Genomic DNA, 16,828 nt, shown 5'->3' with positions numbered 1-16,828 from the left:
ACTCACCTGTTTGCTCAATATCAAAGCGACAACTGACCGCTAACTTACAAAAAATCGCTTCTCCAAAATTCAAGACTGGGCATTACCCGACCCTCTCCGCACTTACCCGGATCCGTTTTTTTTCGATGTGAAAAACCGGGGGCAAACACCGATATCGTAAGTAAGGGGGCGGTCAGACGGGCTTCTCAGAATGCATCGCAAGCAAGCCACCGCTAACTGATGGCAGGCTGGAAATATTCAAAGGAGACAACGCTGTGCGAGACCCGGTGATAGAGACCATCCAAAGCAACCCCGCCTACCAGCAACTGCGCCGCAAGCGCAATCGACTGGGCCTGGCGCTGACCGTTCTGATGCTGATCGTGTATTACGGCTATGTCGCGCTGATCGCGTTCGACAAGGAGTTCCTGGCCCGCCCCATCGGCGCCGGAGTGACCACCCTGGGCATTCCCATCGGCATGGGCGTCATCATTTTTTCCGTGATCATTACCGGCCTCTATGTGCGCCGCGCCAACAACGAGTTTGATCAGCTCACCCGCGACATTCTCAAAGGCATCAAGCAATGAAGCAGCGCATCTCTTCCCAATGGCTGGCGGGCGCTGCGGCGCTGGCCGCGACGGCGCCCGTGCTGGCCGCCGGTGGTGACGTCGGCAACGCCGCCAAGCAGGCCACCAACTGGACGGCCATCATCATGTTCACCGCCTTTGTGCTGGCCACCCTGTGGATCACCAAATGGGCGGCGGGCCGCACCAAGTCGGCCTCCGATTTCTACACCGCAGGCGGCGGCATCACCGGCTTCCAGAACGGACTGGCAATTGCGGGCGACTATATGTCCGCCGCCTCCTTCCTCGGCATCTCTGCCTCCGTCATGGCCAGCGGCTATGACGGCCTGATCTACTCCATCGGCTTTCTGGTCGGCTGGCCTCTGCTCACCTTCCTGCTCGCCGAGCGCCTGCGCAATCTGGGCCGTTTCACCTTTGCCGACGTGGCCGGCTACCGCTTTGCGCAGACGCCGTTCCGCATCTTTGCCTCCTGCGGCACGCTGGTCGTGGTGGCCTTCTATCTGATTGCCCAGATGGTCGGCGCCGGTCAGCTCATCAAGCTGCTGTTCGGCCTGGACTACTGGATCGCCGTGGTGCTGGTGGGCGCGCTGATGATGATCTACGTGCTGTTCGGCGGCATGACGGCAACCACCTGGGTGCAGATCATCAAGGCCTGCCTGCTGCTGGCCGGCGTGACCTTCATGGGCTTCATGGTGCTGGCCAAGTACGGCTTCAGCCCCGAAGCACTGTTTGCCGAAGGCGTGAAGGTGCGCACCCAGATCGCCGCGAACGGAGGCGCAGAGGCCTCCGTGGCGGAAAAGCTCGGCCTGGCCATCATGGGCCCGGGCGGCTTCATCAAGGACCCGATCTCCGCCATCAGCTTCGGCATGGCGCTGATGTTCGGCACACTGGGCCTGCCCCACATCCTGATGCGCTTCTTCACCGTGCCTGACGCCAAGGAAGCGCGCAAGAGCGTGTTCTGGGCCACGACCTGGATCGGCTACTTCTATGTGCTGATCTTCATCATCGGCTTCGGCGCCATCACCCTGGTGCTCACCAACCCCGAAATGGCTGACACGGCCAAGGGCGTGATCCATGGCGGCGCAGGCACGGCCAATATGGCGGCCGTGCTGGTGGCCAAGACCGTGGGCGGCGACGTGTTCTACGGCTTCATCTCGGCCGTGGCCTTTGCCACGATTCTCGCCGTGGTCGCGGGTCTGACCCTGTCCGGCGCCTCGGCGGTCTCGCACGATCTCTACGCCACCGTCATCAAGAAGGGCAAGGCCGACAGCGCCTCCGAACTCAAGGTCTCGCGCATCACCACGCTGTGCCTGGGCTTTGTGGCCGTGCTGCTGGGCATTGTGTTCGAGAAGCAGAACATCGCCTTCATGGTCTCGCTGGCCTTTGCCGTGGCGGCTTCCGCCAACTTCCCGCCGCTGCTGCTGTCGGTGCTGTGGAAGAACTGCACCACCAAAGGCGCCGTGATCGGCGGCTTCATGGGCCTGGTCTCCTCCGTGGGACTGACCATTGTCTCGCCTTCGGTGTGGGAAGCGACTCTGGGCCACCCCGCCGGTTCGGCCTGGTTCCCCTATGCCTCGCCTGCGCTGTTCTCCATGGCGATCGGCTTCTTCGGCGTGTGGCTGTTCTCCGTGCTCGACAAGAGCGCGCAGGCCGCCAAGGAGCGCGCCGTGTTCCCCGCGCAGCAAGTGCGCTCGGAAACCGGTCTGGGTGCCGCCGGCGCATCGGGCCACTGATGATGTGAATGGCCCGGCGCCCTGCCGGGTCGCGCGAGCGAACCGCCCTCACCTCGGCCCGCAGAGACCTCCACGGTTTCTGCGGGCCTTGCTCATTCCACGTCCAGCCCGCCTGACTGCGCCAGCTCGAACAGCAGCTCGCGCGCCCACTGGTGCCCGGGAGAGCGATGGGTGCGCGCATGCCAGGCGGCCGTCTTGGTGAAGCCGGGAATCTCCAGCGGCGGCTCCAGCACCACCAGCCCCGAGTCGGGCTTCACCAGCCGCCTGGGCACGACGGCAATCAGATCGCAGCTGCGCAGGATTTCGGGCAGCACCAGAAAGCTGGTCACGGACAGCGCCACGCGCCGCTTGCGGCCCAGGCGCTCCAGCGCCTCGTCCGTCACACCATGAAAACCGCCTCCGTCATAGGACACCAGCGCATGATCCAGAGCGCAGAAGCGCTCCAGTGACAGGCCGCGCCGACGCGCATCGGGATGATCGCTGCGCATCACGCAGACATAGCGTTCGTCGAACAGCCGGCGCGCATGCAGATCGGGAGCGGTGCGCTCCGGCGTGACCAGCGCCAGGTCGATATCGCCGCGCTCCAGCCGCTCGTGCAGCGGCAGATGCTGGGCCGGCACCACGGCCACGCACAGACCGGGCGCGCGCTGGCGCAACACGGCCAGGAACGGCAGCACCACCGCCTGCAGCGCGTAATCCGTGGCGGCAATGCGCAGCGTCATATGCGCCGTGGCCGGATCAAAGGCCTGGGGGCGCAGCAGCGCCTCGGCATTGCACAGCAACTCCTTGAGCGGCCCGGCCAGGGCCAGCGCGCGCAGCGTGGGGGCGATGCCGCGCTGCGTGCGCACGAACAAGGGATCGTCGAAGCTCTCGCGCAGCCGCGTCAGCATGCCGCTGACCGCCGGCTGGGTCAGCGCCAGACGCTCGGCAGCGCGCGTCACGCTGCGCTCGTCCAGCAGCGCATCCAGGGCCTTGAGCAGATTCAGGTCCAGGCTCTTGATATCAGTCGGCATGATTTCACAGATCAGAAATATCGATTGGATTTATTTCAACACAGACCCCATCATTTCCCCATTCCCTTCGACAGAAGCCCTGCATGCACAGCATCCATTGGCCCGCCGACTATCTGCCGGGCACCACCGAAAACTTCGTCTCCAACGAGATCATCGCCCAGGGCCTGAGCGCGACCGACATCTGGCCCTGGCTGGCCCGGGCAACGCTTTGGCCCGGCTACTACGCCAACAGCTCGGACGTGCAGCTGCACGCGGGCCAGGACGGCATGCTAGCCGAGGGCGTGGGCTTTTCCTTCAGGACCTTCGGCTTTCCCGTCGAGGCCAGCTGCAAGGAATTCCTGCCCCCGGCCGAGGGCCGGCCCGGCCGTATCGCCTGGCATGGCTGGAGCGGCGAGCCGGGCAGCAGCCAGCGACTCGATGTACACCATGCCTGGCTCATCGAGAATCTGGACGGCGGCCGCGTGCGCATCCTCACGCAGGAAGTGCAAAAAGGCCGGCCCGCCGAGGAGCTGGCGCGTCAGCGCCCCAACCCCATGCTCAACGGCCACCAGGACTGGCTGGACGGTCTGCATGGCGCTGCGCTTCAGGCCAGATCTGCATCCGTCGCGTCCTGAATCCGTTCATCTTTATTTTTTGATAGCTGTCAGCGCCTTCATTCATTGAATTTCAGTGTGATTTCATGCTGAAAACCAGCAATTAAGAGCGCAAGTCGCTATCAAAACTTTGGCATCCTGCTTTGCCGCCGGACTGCTGCCTCATTCCATTCGCACCACCGATACACCGCATGTCTGCACTCTTTACCCCTTTCACTCTCAAAAGCCTGACCCTGCGCAACCGCATCGCCATTCCGCCGATGTGCCAGTACGGCGCCGTGGACGGTCTCACCAATGACTGGCACCAGGTCCACTACGCCTCCATGGCGCGCGGCGGCGCGGGGCTGGTGATTGTCGAAGCCACGGGCGTGTCGCCCGAAGGCCGCATCTCGCCCGACTGCACCGGTCTGTGGAACGACGCCCAGATCGAAGGCATGTCGCGCATTGCAGCCGGCATCAAGGCCGCAGGCGCCGTGCCCGGCATCCAGATCGCCCATGCCGGACGCAAGGCAAGTGCCAACAATCCCTGGGAAGGCGACGACCATATTGCCGAAGGCGATGCCCGCGGCTGGCAGCCGATCGCACCATCGGCCATCGCCTTCGGCGGCGGTCTGCCGCGCGTCCCCCGTGCCATGACGCTGGAGGACATCGCCCGCGTGCAGGCCGACTTTGTCGCAGCGGCGCGCCGCGCGCTTGCGGCCGGCTTCGAATGGCTGGAGCTGCACTTTGCCCACGGCTATCTGGCGCAGAGCTTTTTCTCGCCCCACAGCAACCAGCGCGACGATGCCTATGGCGGCAGCTTCAGCAACCGCGCCCGCTTCATGCTGGAGACCGTGGCCAAGGTGCGCGAGGTCTGGCCCGAGCATCTGCCGCTGACGGCGCGCTTCGGCGTCATCGAGTACGACGGCCGCGATGAAGAAACCCTGGAGGAATCCATCGCCGTCACGCGCCAGATGCGCGAGCGCGGCCTGGACCTGCTCAATGTCAGCGTCAACTTCGTGATTCCCGATGTGAAGATCCCCTGGGGCACGCCCGCCTTCCTGGCGCCGATTGCCCAGCGCGTGAGCCGCAGTGCCGGCCTGCCCGTGGCATCGAGCTGGGGCATGGATGATCCGCAGATTGCCGAGCGCATCGTGGCCGAGCGCCAGGTCGATCTGGTCATGATCGGCCGCGCCCATCTGGCCAACCCGCATTACGCCTATCAGCTGGCGCAAAGCCTGGGCGTGGACCGCCCCGACTGGACCCTGCCCGCGCCCTATGCGCACTGGCTGGAGCGCTATCGTGGCGCCGCCAAGCAGGCCGCAGCGAAGTAAGAGAGTGAACGACAGGCCTGCAGCTCTGCAGGCCTGAATCAGGCTTCAGCTAAGGCCAGACTCCACCTGGGCCGCCGCCTGCCATTGCGCATCAAACCAGGCATTGCCCTCCAGATAGCTGCGCAGCATGGGCAAGGCATCGAGTCCCCAGAAGACATGGCCGTCCACCACCCAGGCCGGCACGCCGAACACGCCGGCCTGCTGCGCCTGCTCGGTGTTGCCGCGCAGCCATTGCTTGACCTCGGCACTGTCCTCTTCCTGGCGCAGCTGCTCCTTCAGCTGCGCGCGCAGCTCCTGCAGGCGCTGCGCATCATTGGCCTCATGGCCGCCCTGCCAGACATGCTGCATCACGGCCTGCGCCACAAAGCGGTTGATGCTGCCGTCACGCCCATGGGCCAGCGCCAGCCGCAGCAGCGGCAGCGGCTTGAACGGATGCCGTGCCGGCATCTGCAACTCCACGCCCAGCGCCTGACCAAGCCAAGTCACATGCCTGTAAGTCCACAGTCTCTTGGCCGGAATGCCGGCCGGGCCGGGGTTGGCATTGCCTTGCAGCAAGGCGCCCAGCAATACCGGGCGATAGTCCACGTGATAGCTGAGCCCTTGCAGCGCCTTGGGCATCTGCTCCAGCGCCAGCCACGCATAAGGCGACACAAAGTCCAGGTAACAGGTGATGTGCTTCATGTCGACTCTCCTCTAAGGGTGATCAGATCTCGGCCTGGCGCGGGTCCTTGAGGCCCGCGCGCTGCAGCAGCCGGCCCCAGATCTCCAGGCGCAGCTCGGCATCGCCCTTGGCCCAGGCGCGAATCTCGTCAATGGTTCTGAAGCAGCCCTGGCAATGGCTGCGGTCCTGCGTCATGCGGCAGACGTTGATGCAGGGCGAAGCCACGGGCTGGTCGGCCTCGGCCCAGACCAGGGCCACCTCGGCCTTGGCGGCCAGTTGCGCCAGCTGCTGAGCCTGCTGCTCCTGAAGAAGTTCCGTACTCATGCCTGCTCCACCACGTCCGACCAGGGGGCTGCAGTCAGCGCCTGCAGCTGCGCGGGCGATGCGGGAAACACGCCGTGCGGATGGCCTGCCGCGGCCCATACGGTCTCGAAGCGCTGCAGCTCGGCATCCATCAAGGTCACCACCTTGGTTGCATGCGCCACGGGGCTGACGCCGCCGATCGAAAAGCCGGTGCTGGACTTGACGAAGTCCGCGTCGGCGCGGCCGACCTTGCCCACCAGCTGCGTCACTTTCTTCTCATCGACACGCTTGTCGCCCGAAGTCACGACCAGCACGGCCGCGCCATCGCTCCTGCGCTTGAAGATGATGCTCTTGGCCACCTGCCCGACCAGAATGCTGAGCTGGTCTGCGGCCTCCTGTGCAGTACGCGCCGCGCCGTCCAGCATTTGCGGCGCATGCGGATGACCGGCATCCTGCAAAAAGCGGCTGACGCGCTGCACGCCTTCCGGCAGCGCATGAAGTTCTGACCCACACATACAAACTCTCGAAAAAAGAGCGCCCACCGCGCCCCGTGCATCAAGTGTACTGAGTGATAAAGGCGCTGCGCGCGCAAGGCGTACAGGCAAAGCCGTAAAGCATGCCGCCGCTGCCCCAGTAATGAGCGCCTGCACCATCAGCCTGCGGGATCTGAGAATCCAGCTGCAGCACAAAGCGCATGCTCTGGCCGCAGCAGGTGCACAGCGGCTGCCAGGGCGATTGAATCCACGCAGGCTCACCCCCCACGCGGTACAGATTCTCGCGGCCGTTGGACTGGCCCCAATCCTGGCGCTGCCAGCGTGCGGGCGTTTGTGCCAGTGCCACTTCGGTAGCGCGCAAAGGCCCGTACTCCCAGTCCGGCTCCTGCAACTGACCATCTGCGGCCGCGTTCAGGCAATGCGCCTGGCCAGCTTCATCGTGGCGGTAATGCAGCTCGCCTAGGCCGCTTTCCATGCAGGACAGGCATAGCTGCAGATGCACGATTTGCTCAGCAGGCTGATCACTGCCAAATACCTTGCTGGCAGGCAAGCTGATCAGGTGCTGCAGCGGCTCGCCGCAATGCTGGCAGTTGCCTGCGCCCGCGCCGCCAAAGCGATAGCGTTCGAGGCTGTGTTGCAGATTCCAGCTGGGGTGCCAGTGCCGGGGAATCCAGGCAATTGCGTGATCCAGATAGCGCGGTGAGAATATCAAATGCATAGCTGCTTGCGCACTCTGCACCTGCGTTTCAGCCTTAAATTGCTCGATATCGCAGTCCAGTTCTGAGAGGGGCGCTATCAAAGACTTGATGAGTTCGGGCTGCTGATAGCTGGCGGCTTCCAGCACCGTGCGCTCTGCCTCGCTCATGCTGCCGCGCACCTGGGCCGATTGCAGGGCTGCGGCCACCAGCGCCGGCCAGTCGTCGTCGGCCAGCCAGGACAATGTGTCGTGCAGCGTCACATGCCAGCGCGTATTGCCCGCCAGCAGCGCCTGCGCCAGTTGCTTGACTTCGGCCGCTGGCGCCTGCTGCAGCCAGGGCATGAGCGCGCGAGAGACCGACTCCAGCTGCACGGCCTTGACGGATTCGTCCACATCCAGTGCCGCAATGAAATCTGCTGCTGTCTGCATCTGTGGCTGCGCTTACTTGGGCGGCATCTGCGCGAGCTTGAAGCGCAGCTGGAGCAATTCGAGATTCAGATCACGCAAGTCTTTCTCCACATAAGCAATATGACTGGAGCTGTTCTTGGCGCTGCGTGCTTCGCGCAGCTCCTTTTTCTTCATGTCGATGCGTCGCTGCAGCTGGGCCATTTCTTCCTGCATGTCCAGCCGCTCGCGCACCGGGCCATAGCCCTGCAAAAAGGCAGACTCCACCTGCGCCGGGCAGTAGCCATACTGGTATTTGCGGCCCGTCTCGGCAAAAGCCTTGCCGCTTTCAGCCGTGCAAAAACCCCGCAGTCCCTGCTGCCAGCCCTGCTGGTAGGCCCGTGCATCCATCTGCACGCCGTTGTCCTTGCAGGTACGGAAATGGCGCTTGGCCCGGGTGGTGATGTCCTGCTTGCCGTCCATGGCGTCCAGCTGGCCCAGATAGGCCCAGTCCGTGTCCTTGCACTCCTGGGCATCCATGCCGGCGCAGCCGCCCAGCAGGGCAGCGGCCGCCAGACACAGGGCCCGCGAAAAACGTGATCTTGCTTGCATGGCGGCGATGGTAACAACGCCCATGGCTGCCCGGGCCCGGGCCGGAACTCAGCCCGCGCGCTTGGTCAGCAAGGCCTTGGCCACGCGCGACTGCGTGGGGCGACCCAGATGCTCGCTGATGAACTGGCCCGCATCGATCAGCTTGTCGAGGTCGATGCCGGTCTCTATGCCCATGCCCTGCAGCAGGTAGACCACGTCTTCGGTGGCCACATTGCCCGTTGCGCCCTTGGCATAGGGACAGCCGCCAAGGCCAGCGACCGAGGACTGGAAGTTCCAGACCCCCAGGTCCAGCGCCGCCAGCGTGTTGCTCAGGGCCTGGCCGTAGGTATCGTGGAAATGGCCGGACACCTGGTCGATATCGAAGTGCGCCAGCGTGGCTTCCAGCGCCTTCTGCACCTTGACGGGCGTGCCCACGCCTATGGTGTCGGCCACATCCACGCGCTGCACGCCGATGTTCTTCATGAGCCCGGCCAGATAGCCCACCTTCTCGGGCGCGATCTCGCCCTCGTAGGGGCAGCCCACGGTGCAGCTCATGGCGCCGCGCACGGCAATGCCGGCCTCCAGGGCCGCCTGCACCACGGGCGCAAAGCGCTCGATGCTCTCGGCAATCGAGCAGTTGATGTTGCGCTGGCTGAATGCCTCGCTGGCCGCACCGAACACCACGATCTCGTCGGGCTTGCCGGCCAGCGCGGCTTCGAAGCCCTTGAGATTCGGCGTGAGCACCGAATACCGCACCCCGGCTCTGCGCACTATGCCGGCCATGACCTCGGCGTTGTCCGCCATCTGCGGCACCCATTTGGGCGACACATAGCTGGTGACCTCGATCTCCTTGAGGCCTGCGTCCTGCAGGCGCTGCACCAGCTCGATCTTGACGGCTGCAGGCACAGGCTGCTTTTCGTTCTGCAGGCCGTCGCGCGGGCCCACATCGATGATCTTGACGCGTGCGGGGTATTTCATTTCGTTCTCCTATCGCTTCATTACCTGAACCACTGAACAATCCCCCGTCGCAAGAGACGCCCAGCAAGGGCCGCCCCGCAACGTTGGCGTCGTCCCCCTTCCGCAGAGAAAGGGGGAAGCCGCGGAGCCGCCTAGGCGCAACGGCTCAGGGGGTTAATACCCTTTTCTCAGGTCGACTCGACCTGTGACGGGCTCGCCCCGGCTCATGGCGGCGACCTTGCCCACGATCTGGGCAATGCTGTCCGCCGCCAGCGTGCGGGCCGAGGTATGGGGGGTGAGGATGATTCTGGACTGCTTCCAGAACGGGTGCTTCTCGGGCAGCGGCTCCTCGCGGAATACATCCAGCATGGCGCCGCTGACATGGCCGGACTCGATCTGCGCAATCAGGTCGGCATCGACCACATGGCCGCCGCGCCCCACGTTGATCACATAGGCCCCGGGCTGCAGCAGCGCCAGCGTGCGGGCGTTGATGATGTCGCGGGTCTCGTCGTGCAGAGGCAGCAGATTGACCAGAATGCGCGTCTCGGACAGGAAGCGGTCCAGGCCGTCCATGCCGCTGAAGCATTCGACGCCCTGCAGCTCGCGCGGCGAGCGGCTCCAGCCATTGACCTTGAAATCGAACACCGTCAGCGCCCTGGCCACGCGCTCGCCCATCTTGCCCAGGCCCATCACGCCCACGGGATAGTCCACCCGCCTGGGGTTGCGCTGGTGCTGCCACAGGCCCTGCGCCATATCGGACTCGTACTGATCGAGGCCGCGGAAGAAGCGGATCACGGCCTGGGCCACATACTCGGCCATCTGCACGGCCATGCCGGCATCTTCGAGACGGTAGACGGGCAGCGCGGCGGGAATGCGCAGCGGCAGCAAGGCATCCACGCCCGCGCCGATGTTGAACATGGCCTTCAGGCCGGCCGCCTGCTCGTCGAGGAACTGCTGGGGCGGCGCCCAGACCAGTGCATAGTCGGCCTGGGGCGCGCCCGGCTCCCAGATGGCAATCTCCGCACCCGGCAGCGCGTCATGCAAACCTTTGAGCCAGGGTTCCGGCCGCGTATCGTCACAGCAAAATAAGACTTTCATGGATGCCAAGCCTAACGCTTTGCCATGCGCGCTGCAGACGCAGATGACCAATGGACCGCTATAAAAAAAAAGCTTCCTGCGCTGTACCCGTCTTGATTTCATCATTGAAAGTGACTGAATTCATGGATAGTCCAGCGCAAGCTGCTCTTTTTGTTAAACAGTTCAACCCTGGGCGGATCAGGCAGCCACCTCGATGCGCAGCAGCTCGGCGCCTTCGCTGACCTGGTCGCCGGGCACATACAGCAGCTCCAGCACCACGCCATCGCCGGGGGCGGCAATCGTGTGCTCCATCTTCATGGCCTCCATCACGGCCAGCGGCTGGCCCTTGCTGACCTTGTCGCCGGCCTTGACGGTGAAGGACACCACCTTGCCGGGCATGGGCGCCGTCAGGCGGCCGCCTTCATGGCCGGTATCGCCGGCGTGGGCCAGCTGGTCGACCACGGTGATCTGGGTGCTGCCCGCTTCGGTGAAGATGGACAGCTGGTCGCCCTGGGCATGGACCACGACCACCGTGCGCTTGCCGTCCAGGCCCAGTTCCAGCCGCCCGTCGGCCAGTGCGCGCCACTGCAGCGTGGCATCGCTGCGGCTCTCGCCCTCGCCAATGCCGAGCTGATAGGTCTGCGCCGCCTGCGTGGCGCGGCCATAGGCCAGGCCGGCCGTGAAGTCCTCGCCGCGGTAGACAAAGCCGAAGGAGCGCACATAGCGGCCCGACATGCGCCAGCCGTCGCGGCGGCTGAAGGGGTCTGCGCCTTGCGCGGCCTGCTCGCCCTGCAGCTGCCAGGCCATGGCGGCGGCAACAGCCAGGTCGCGGCCCACGAAATCCTTGCCGAACAAGGCCTCGCGCTCGCGCTCGATCAGCGCAGTATCGAGCAAGGCATTGGAGAAAGCCTGGCTCTTCACCACCTGGCGCAGAAACTGCACATTGGTCGTCAGGCCCACGATATGGGTCTGGGCCAGTGCCGCGTCCAGACGCGCCAGCGCCTGGGCACGGTCCTCGCCATGGACGATGAGCTTGGCGATCATGGAGTCGTAGAAGGGGCTGATCGCATCGCCCTCGCGCACGCCGTCGTCCACGCGCACATCGCTGATCTCGAAGCTGCTGCATTCGGGCTTGCGATAGACGGCCAGATGGCCGGTGGCGGGCAGGAAGTTGTTCTCGGGGTTCTCGGCGCAGATGCGTGCCTCGATGGCATGGCCCAGGATACGGAGCTCCGACTGCGCCTTGGGCAAAGGCTGTCCTGAAGCCACCAGCAGCTGCCACCGCACCAGATCCTCGCCGGTGATGGCTTCGGTCACGGGGTGCTCCACCTGCAGTCGGGTGTTCATTTCCATGAAGTAGAACTTCATGGCTTCGGGCTGGTCGTAGCCGCCGGGCTGCTCGACGATGAACTCCACCGTGCCCGCGCCCACATAGTTCACGGCCTTGGCGGCGGCCACGGCGGCCTCGCCCATCTTCTGGCGCAGCGCGGCAGTCATGCCCGGCGCCGGCGCTTCCTCCAGTACCTTCTGGTGGCGGCGCTGCACCGAGCAGTCGCGTTCGAACAGATAGACGCAGTTGCCCTGCGTGTCGCCAAACACCTGAATCTCTATATGGCGCGGGCGCAGCACGTACTTCTCGATCAGCACGGCATCGTTGCCGAAGCTGTTGATGGCCTCGCGCTTGCAGGACTCCAGCGAGGCTGCAAAGTCCTCGCTCTTCTCCACCAGACGCATGCCCTTGCCGCCGCCGCCCGCGCTGGCCTTGATGAGCACGGGATAGCCGATGCGATCGGCCTCCCGCTGCAGCAGCTCGGGGTTCTGGTCGTGACCGTGATAGCCAGGCACCAGCGGGACGCCGGCCTTTTCCATCAGTTGCTTGGACTCGGCCTTGAGGCCCATGGCGCGAATCGCGCTGGCGGGCGGGCCGATGAAGACCAGGCCGGCCGCCGCGCAGGCATTGGCAAAGTCCTCGTTCTCGGAGAGGAAGCCATAGCCGGGGTGGATGGCTTCGGCACCCGTGGCCTTGGCAGCCTCCAGAATGCGTTCCCAGCGCAGATAGCTGTCCTTGGGCGCGCTGCCGCCGATGTGCACGGCCTGGTCGCAGGCCGCCACATGCTTGGCCCGGGCATCGGCATCCGAGTACACGGCCACGGTCTTCACACCCATGCGGCGGGCGGTCGCGGCCACACGGCAGGCAATCTCACCGCGATTGGCAATCAGAATTTTCTTGAACATATCGTCTCCGTTTATCGGTCAAATCACCGCTCAGCGCATATCCATCAAACGCAAGCAGCTATGTTTTTTGCAATGGTTCCTGCGCATCGCCACTGCCGCGCAGGCGTCGAAAAATCGCCTTGAGAAAGCGCCATAGCGCCCAGATCACCAGCCACATCGCAATCACCACGACCAGCAGCACGGCGGCAAACACCAGCGGATTGGTCAGCGCCAGCCAGATGGCGCCCAGCGACACCGTGTCTTCCGCCAGACTGGCTCCCACGTTGGAGAAAGGTTCGGGCGAGGTATTGATGAGGGCACGCGTGGTGGTCTTGGCTGCCTGGCTGGTCGCTGCCAGCGTGCCGCCCATCAGCGCGGCGGCCATGGCCATGGTGGTGTTGTCGGCACCGAAGACCGAGGCCGCCAGCGCCGCACCGGCCGGAATGCGCAACACGCTCTGGAACAGGTCCCAGACCGAATCCACCACGGGAATCTTGTCGGCAAAGAACTCCACGAACAGCAGGCCACCGCTGATGAGCAGAACCATCGGGTGCTGCAGCACATGCAGACCACCGGGCAGCGGCATCAGACCGCTGGCACCCAGCAGGCCCACGGCGAACACCACGGCATAGAGGCGAAAACCGCTGGCCCAGCCCAGAGCTGCCGCCAGCGCCAGCATGGACGCCATGTCCATCTGTCCCACGGCCTGCCCGGCCCTGGCGGCCACGTCACCCACCTGGCTCGCGGCATCGCCCACGGCCCTGGCCGTATCGGGGTCGATATGCAGGCCGGTGCGGTGCAGCCAGTCGATGATGGTTTGCCAGATATCCATGGTGTTCATTTCCTATGCGAGCCCGCAGGCTGAAGCGCCCCGGCCGCCAGGTCTGTCATCTCATCCGGGCAGCCAGTTGGGCTTGCGCTTGTTGAGAAAGGCCTGCACGCCTTCCTTGCCTTCGCTGCTGGCGCGGATGGTGGCAATCGACTCCACGGTCGCCGCAATCAGCTGCTCGCTGATCTCGCGCTCGGCCATGTCCAGCACCAGGCGCTTGCAGGCCCGCACCGCTGCGGGGCCGGCGCTCAGCAAATGCTTGAGCCAGCCATCGACCACGGCGTCCAGCCCGTCGGCATCGACCACCTCGTGCACATAGCCGATGCGATGCGCCTCCTGCGCCGAAAAGCGCTCGCCCGTGAGAAAGTAGCGGTGCGCGGCCCTGGCTCCCATGGCGCGGATCACATAGGGGCTGATGGTGGCGGGAATCAGGCCGATCTTGACCTCGCTGAGGCAGAAACCTGCCGTGTCTGCCGCCACCGCCATATCGCAGCAGGCCACCAGGCCCATGCCGCCTGCATAGACATCGCCCTGCACACGCGCAATCGTGGGTTTGGGGCATTCGTAGATGACGCGCAGCATCTCGGCCAGCAGACCCGCATCGACGCGGTTTTCGTCGCGCGAGTAATCGGCCATGCGGCGCATCCAGTTCAGGTCCGCGCCCGCGCAGAATGCGGGTCCTTCGGCGGCCAGCACCACGGCGCGCACATCGGCACGCTCGCCGACCTGGAGGAAGGCGGCGGTGATCTCGGCAATCGCCGCATCGCTGAAGGCATTGCGAATGGCGGGCTGAGCCAGCGTAACGCGGGCGATGCCGCCGTCCACGGTCAAAGTCAAAGCGGTCATGGCTTGTCTCCCAGTGAGTTATGGCTTTGCAGTTGCGCAGCTGCCGTACCCGGCAGCTGCTGCATCAGGAATTCACGGACCTGCGGCAGCCATTGCCCGATATTGGCTGCCCGGTCAAAAAACTGGTGTCCTTCCGCGCCGCTTGGCGGCACGAACACCAGGGTCAGCTTGCGGCCTGCCGCCAGATAGCTTTGCGCCATCTGGCGCACCAGCGGCGGCCGGAAGTAGCTGTCGTTCTCGGCATAGATCCACAGCTGGGGCACCTGGCTGGTGGCGGCAAAGCCGGCCACGGTCTTGAGCAGTTGCGCCTCGCCGCAGACCGATGTCTTCTCGCGCATCTGCTGCTGCGAACCGCGGCCACCGGCAAAATTGATGACACCGCGCAGACCTGCGGGTTGCTGTGCCGCCAGCGCCAGCGAGGCAAAGCCGCCGGCAGACTTGCCCAGCAGCACCACATGCGTGCTGTCGACATAGGGCAGCTTCTGCCCGTAAGCCATGATGGCCGCCACATCGCGCGCGGCCTCCTGGGATGCATGGCCATAGTCGGGGTCGTCGCAGCTGCCGTAGCGGTCAGCCAGAGGACCGTCCGATGCGCCATAGCCGCGGCGCAAACCCGTCACCACCACATAGCCCAGCTCGGCCAGAGCGCGCGCCTGCGGGCCGTAGCGATCGGTCATGGCTTCGCGCGCCTCTTTGCCGCTGGGCGTGCCGTGGCTGAGCACGATCAGCCCCCAGGGGCCGAGACCCCGGTGACGATAGACATGGCCTGCGAGCTCGGCGGTGCGCGCGGGCGTGCTGCCGGCCTCCGGCACCCAGACCGGAATGCGCGCATCGAACTGCTGCACCTCGGCACGGGCCTGCTCCACCATGGGCCATGCCAGCGCTGCACACAGCAGAGCTTGCATCAGGGCGGGGACGGTGCAGCGCATCATGTTCGGGCCTTCGTGTGCTTACATGCGGAAGACACCAAAGCGGGTGTCCTCAATCGGCGCATTGCGTGCCGCTGCCAGACCCAGGGCCAGCACGCGGCGCGTGTCGGCGGGATCGATGACGCCGTCGTCCCAGAGGCGTGCCGTCGCGTAGAAGGGATGACCCTGGTCTTCGTACTGCTGGCGGATGGGCGCCTTGAAGCGTTCTTCCTCTTCCGCACTCCAGCTAGCGCCCTTGGCTTCGATGCCGTCACGCTTGACGGTGGCCAGCACGCTGGCCGCCTGCTCGCCGCCCATGACGCTGATGCGCGCGTTGGGCCACATCCAGAGGAAGCGGGGTGAATAGGCGCGGCCGCACATGCCGTAGTTGCCCGCGCCAAAGCTGCCGCCGATGATGATGGTGAACTTGGGCACCGCCGCCGTGGCCACGGCCGTGACCAGCTTGGCGCCGTGACGGGCAATGCCTTCGTTTTCGTATTTGCGGCCCACCATAAAGCCCGTGATGTTCTGCAGGAACACCAGCGGTACCTTGCGCTGGCAGCACAGCTCGATGAAGTGTGCGCCCTTGACGGCCGACTCGGAAAACAGGATGCCGTTGTTGGCGATGATGCCGACCTGCATGCCCTCGATGCGCGCAAAGCCGCAGACCAGGGTGTTGCCGAAGCGGGCCTTGAACTCGTCGAACTGGCTGCCGTCCACGATGCGGGCAATGATCTCGCGCACATCGAAGGGCTTGCGCGTATCGACGGGAATCACGCCATACAGCTCTTCGCTCTCGAACAAGGGGGCCGCCGGCGCATGATCGGTCTGGGAAGCGGGCTTGTCCCTGTTCAGGTTTGCCACGGCCTGGCGCGCCAGCGCCAGTGCATGCAGATCGTTCTCGGCCAGATGGTCGGCCACGCCCGACAGGCGCGTGTGCACATCGCCGCCGCCCAGGTCCTCGGCGCTGACCACCTCGCCGGTGGCGGCCTTGACCAGGGGAGGGCCGCCCAGAAAGATGGTGCCCTGGTTCTTGACGATGATGGACTCGTCGCTCATGGCCGGCACATAGGCGCCGCCTGCCGTGCACGACCCCATGACCACGGCGATCTGGGCGATGCCCTGAGCACTCATATTGGCCTGGTTGTAGAAGATGCGTCCGAAATGCTCGCGATCGGGGAAGACCTCGTCCTGATTGGGCAGGTTGGCACCGCCCGAGTCGACCAGATAGATGCAGGGCAGACGGTTCTGCGCGGCCACTTCCTGCGCGCGCAGATGCTTTTTCACCGTCATCGGGTAGTAGGTTCCGCCTTTCACGGTGGCGTCGTTGCAGACGATCATGCAGTCCACGCCGCTGACGCGTCCCACGCCGACAATCACGCCGGCGCCCGGTGCATCGTTGTTGTACATATTGAGCGCGGCCAGCGGCGACAGCTCCAGGAATGGCGTGCCGGGGTCCAGCAGCCGCTGCACGCGCTCGCGCGGCAGCAGCTTGCCGCGTGCCACATGCTTGGCGCGCGCGGCTTCATTGCCGCCCAGCGCGTTCTGATCGCAGCGTGCATGCAGCTCATTGACCAGCGCCTGCATGGCTGCGGCGTTGGCCAGGAAATCTGCCGAACGCGGATTCAGTTGTGTGCCCAGAATGCTCATCGCTT

At 64.9% G+C, this 16,828-nt stretch carries 17 protein-coding genes; 4 read left to right on the top strand and 13 right to left on the bottom strand.

What is annotated here, in order from left to right:
- Positions 1 to 254: 254 nt before the first annotated feature.
- Together ACLBXN_RS00195 and ACLBXN_RS00190 are read left to right on the top strand one after the other, a co-directional pair.
- Entirely contained in the window at positions 255 to 563 is a 309-nt protein-coding gene (locus ACLBXN_RS00195; RefSeq protein ID WP_003061686.1) for a DUF485 domain-containing protein, read from the top strand.
- Complete coding sequence (locus ACLBXN_RS00190; protein ID WP_043005384.1) at positions 560 to 2,293, top strand: cation acetate symporter; 1,734 nt, start codon at positions 560 to 562, stop codon at positions 2,291 to 2,293. Before ACLBXN_RS00195 ends, ACLBXN_RS00190 begins: the two co-directional genes overlap by 4 nt.
- A gap of 92 nt (positions 2,294 to 2,385) precedes the next feature.
- On the opposite strand, the gene ACLBXN_RS00185 is transcribed toward ACLBXN_RS00190, so the two are convergent.
- A complete protein-coding gene (locus ACLBXN_RS00185) occupies positions 2,386 to 3,306 on the bottom strand; it encodes a LysR family transcriptional regulator (RefSeq protein ID WP_211457907.1) in 921 nt (306 codons plus the stop codon).
- Between the two features lie 83 nt (positions 3,307 to 3,389).
- Between ACLBXN_RS00185 and ACLBXN_RS00180 the strand changes: the two genes are divergently transcribed.
- Positions 3,390 to 3,920 carry an SRPBCC domain-containing protein gene (locus ACLBXN_RS00180; RefSeq protein ID WP_447610735.1) on the top strand — a complete coding sequence of 177 codons (531 nt, stop codon included), beginning with the start codon at positions 3,390 to 3,392 and terminating at the stop codon, positions 3,918 to 3,920.
- A 170-nt stretch (positions 3,921 to 4,090) separates the two neighbouring features.
- Complete coding sequence (locus ACLBXN_RS00175; protein ID WP_447610734.1) at positions 4,091 to 5,212, top strand: NADH:flavin oxidoreductase/NADH oxidase; 1,122 nt, start codon at positions 4,091 to 4,093, stop codon at positions 5,210 to 5,212.
- Positions 5,213 to 5,257: 45 nt separating this feature from the next.
- Here ACLBXN_RS00175 and ACLBXN_RS00170 read toward each other — a convergent pair whose 3' ends face one another.
- The 12 genes from ACLBXN_RS00170 to ACLBXN_RS00115 all read right to left on the bottom strand — a co-directional run bounded on the left by ACLBXN_RS00170 (position 5,258) and on the right by ACLBXN_RS00115 (position 16,823).
- Entirely contained in the window at positions 5,258 to 5,893 is a 636-nt protein-coding gene (locus ACLBXN_RS00170; protein ID WP_447610732.1) for a DsbA family protein, read from the bottom strand.
- Between the two features lie 22 nt (positions 5,894 to 5,915).
- Positions 5,916 to 6,197, bottom strand: coding sequence for a DUF1289 domain-containing protein (locus ACLBXN_RS00165; protein WP_447610731.1), 282 nt, complete (start codon positions 6,195 to 6,197; stop codon positions 5,916 to 5,918).
- Entirely contained in the window at positions 6,194 to 6,691 is a 498-nt protein-coding gene (locus tag ACLBXN_RS00160) for a YbaK/EbsC family protein (protein WP_211457911.1), read from the bottom strand. Before ACLBXN_RS00160 ends, ACLBXN_RS00165 begins: the two co-directional genes overlap by 4 nt.
- 40 nt (positions 6,692 to 6,731) lie before the next feature.
- Positions 6,732 to 7,796 carry a hypothetical protein gene (locus tag ACLBXN_RS00155; RefSeq protein ID WP_447610730.1) on the bottom strand — a complete coding sequence of 355 codons (1,065 nt, stop codon included), beginning with the start codon at positions 7,794 to 7,796 and terminating at the stop codon, positions 6,732 to 6,734.
- Positions 7,797 to 7,808: 12 nt separating this feature from the next.
- Positions 7,809 to 8,363, bottom strand: coding sequence for a DUF2799 domain-containing protein (locus ACLBXN_RS00150; protein WP_447610729.1), 555 nt, complete (start codon positions 8,361 to 8,363; stop codon positions 7,809 to 7,811).
- 48 nt (positions 8,364 to 8,411) lie between these two features.
- Positions 8,412 to 9,320, bottom strand: coding sequence for a hydroxymethylglutaryl-CoA lyase (locus ACLBXN_RS00145; RefSeq protein WP_447610728.1), 909 nt, complete (start codon positions 9,318 to 9,320; stop codon positions 8,412 to 8,414).
- Positions 9,321 to 9,473: 153 nt separating this feature from the next.
- Positions 9,474 to 10,397, bottom strand: a complete 924-nt coding sequence (locus ACLBXN_RS00140; RefSeq protein WP_447610727.1) for a 2-hydroxyacid dehydrogenase — start codon at positions 10,395 to 10,397, stop codon at positions 9,474 to 9,476.
- Positions 10,398 to 10,574: 177 nt separating this feature from the next.
- Positions 10,575 to 12,611 carry an acetyl/propionyl/methylcrotonyl-CoA carboxylase subunit alpha gene (locus tag ACLBXN_RS00135; protein ID WP_447610726.1) on the bottom strand — a complete coding sequence of 679 codons (2,037 nt, stop codon included), beginning with the start codon at positions 12,609 to 12,611 and terminating at the stop codon, positions 10,575 to 10,577.
- 58 nt (positions 12,612 to 12,669) lie between these two features.
- The gene (locus ACLBXN_RS00130; protein WP_447610725.1) at positions 12,670 to 13,422 is read right to left on the bottom strand and encodes a DUF4126 domain-containing protein; all 753 of its coding nucleotides are present in this window, start codon (positions 13,420 to 13,422) and stop codon (positions 12,670 to 12,672) included.
- 60 nt (positions 13,423 to 13,482) lie between these two features.
- Positions 13,483 to 14,265, bottom strand: a complete 783-nt coding sequence (locus tag ACLBXN_RS00125) for an enoyl-CoA hydratase/isomerase family protein (protein ID WP_003059063.1) — start codon at positions 14,263 to 14,265, stop codon at positions 13,483 to 13,485.
- The gene (locus ACLBXN_RS00120; RefSeq protein WP_447610724.1) at positions 14,262 to 15,194 is read right to left on the bottom strand and encodes an alpha/beta hydrolase family protein; all 933 of its coding nucleotides are present in this window, start codon (positions 15,192 to 15,194) and stop codon (positions 14,262 to 14,264) included. The genes ACLBXN_RS00125 and ACLBXN_RS00120 overlap by 4 nt, the downstream gene beginning before the upstream one ends.
- A gap of 21 nt (positions 15,195 to 15,215) precedes the next feature.
- A complete protein-coding gene (locus tag ACLBXN_RS00115; protein ID WP_043005395.1) occupies positions 15,216 to 16,823 on the bottom strand; it encodes a carboxyl transferase domain-containing protein in 1,608 nt (535 codons plus the stop codon).
- Positions 16,824 to 16,828: the final 5 nt, after the last annotated feature.

This window comes from Comamonas sp. C24C (assembly GCF_053345995.1).
Note: the sequence above shows the minus strand (reverse complement) of the source record. Positions and strands in the feature narration are given on the sequence as shown.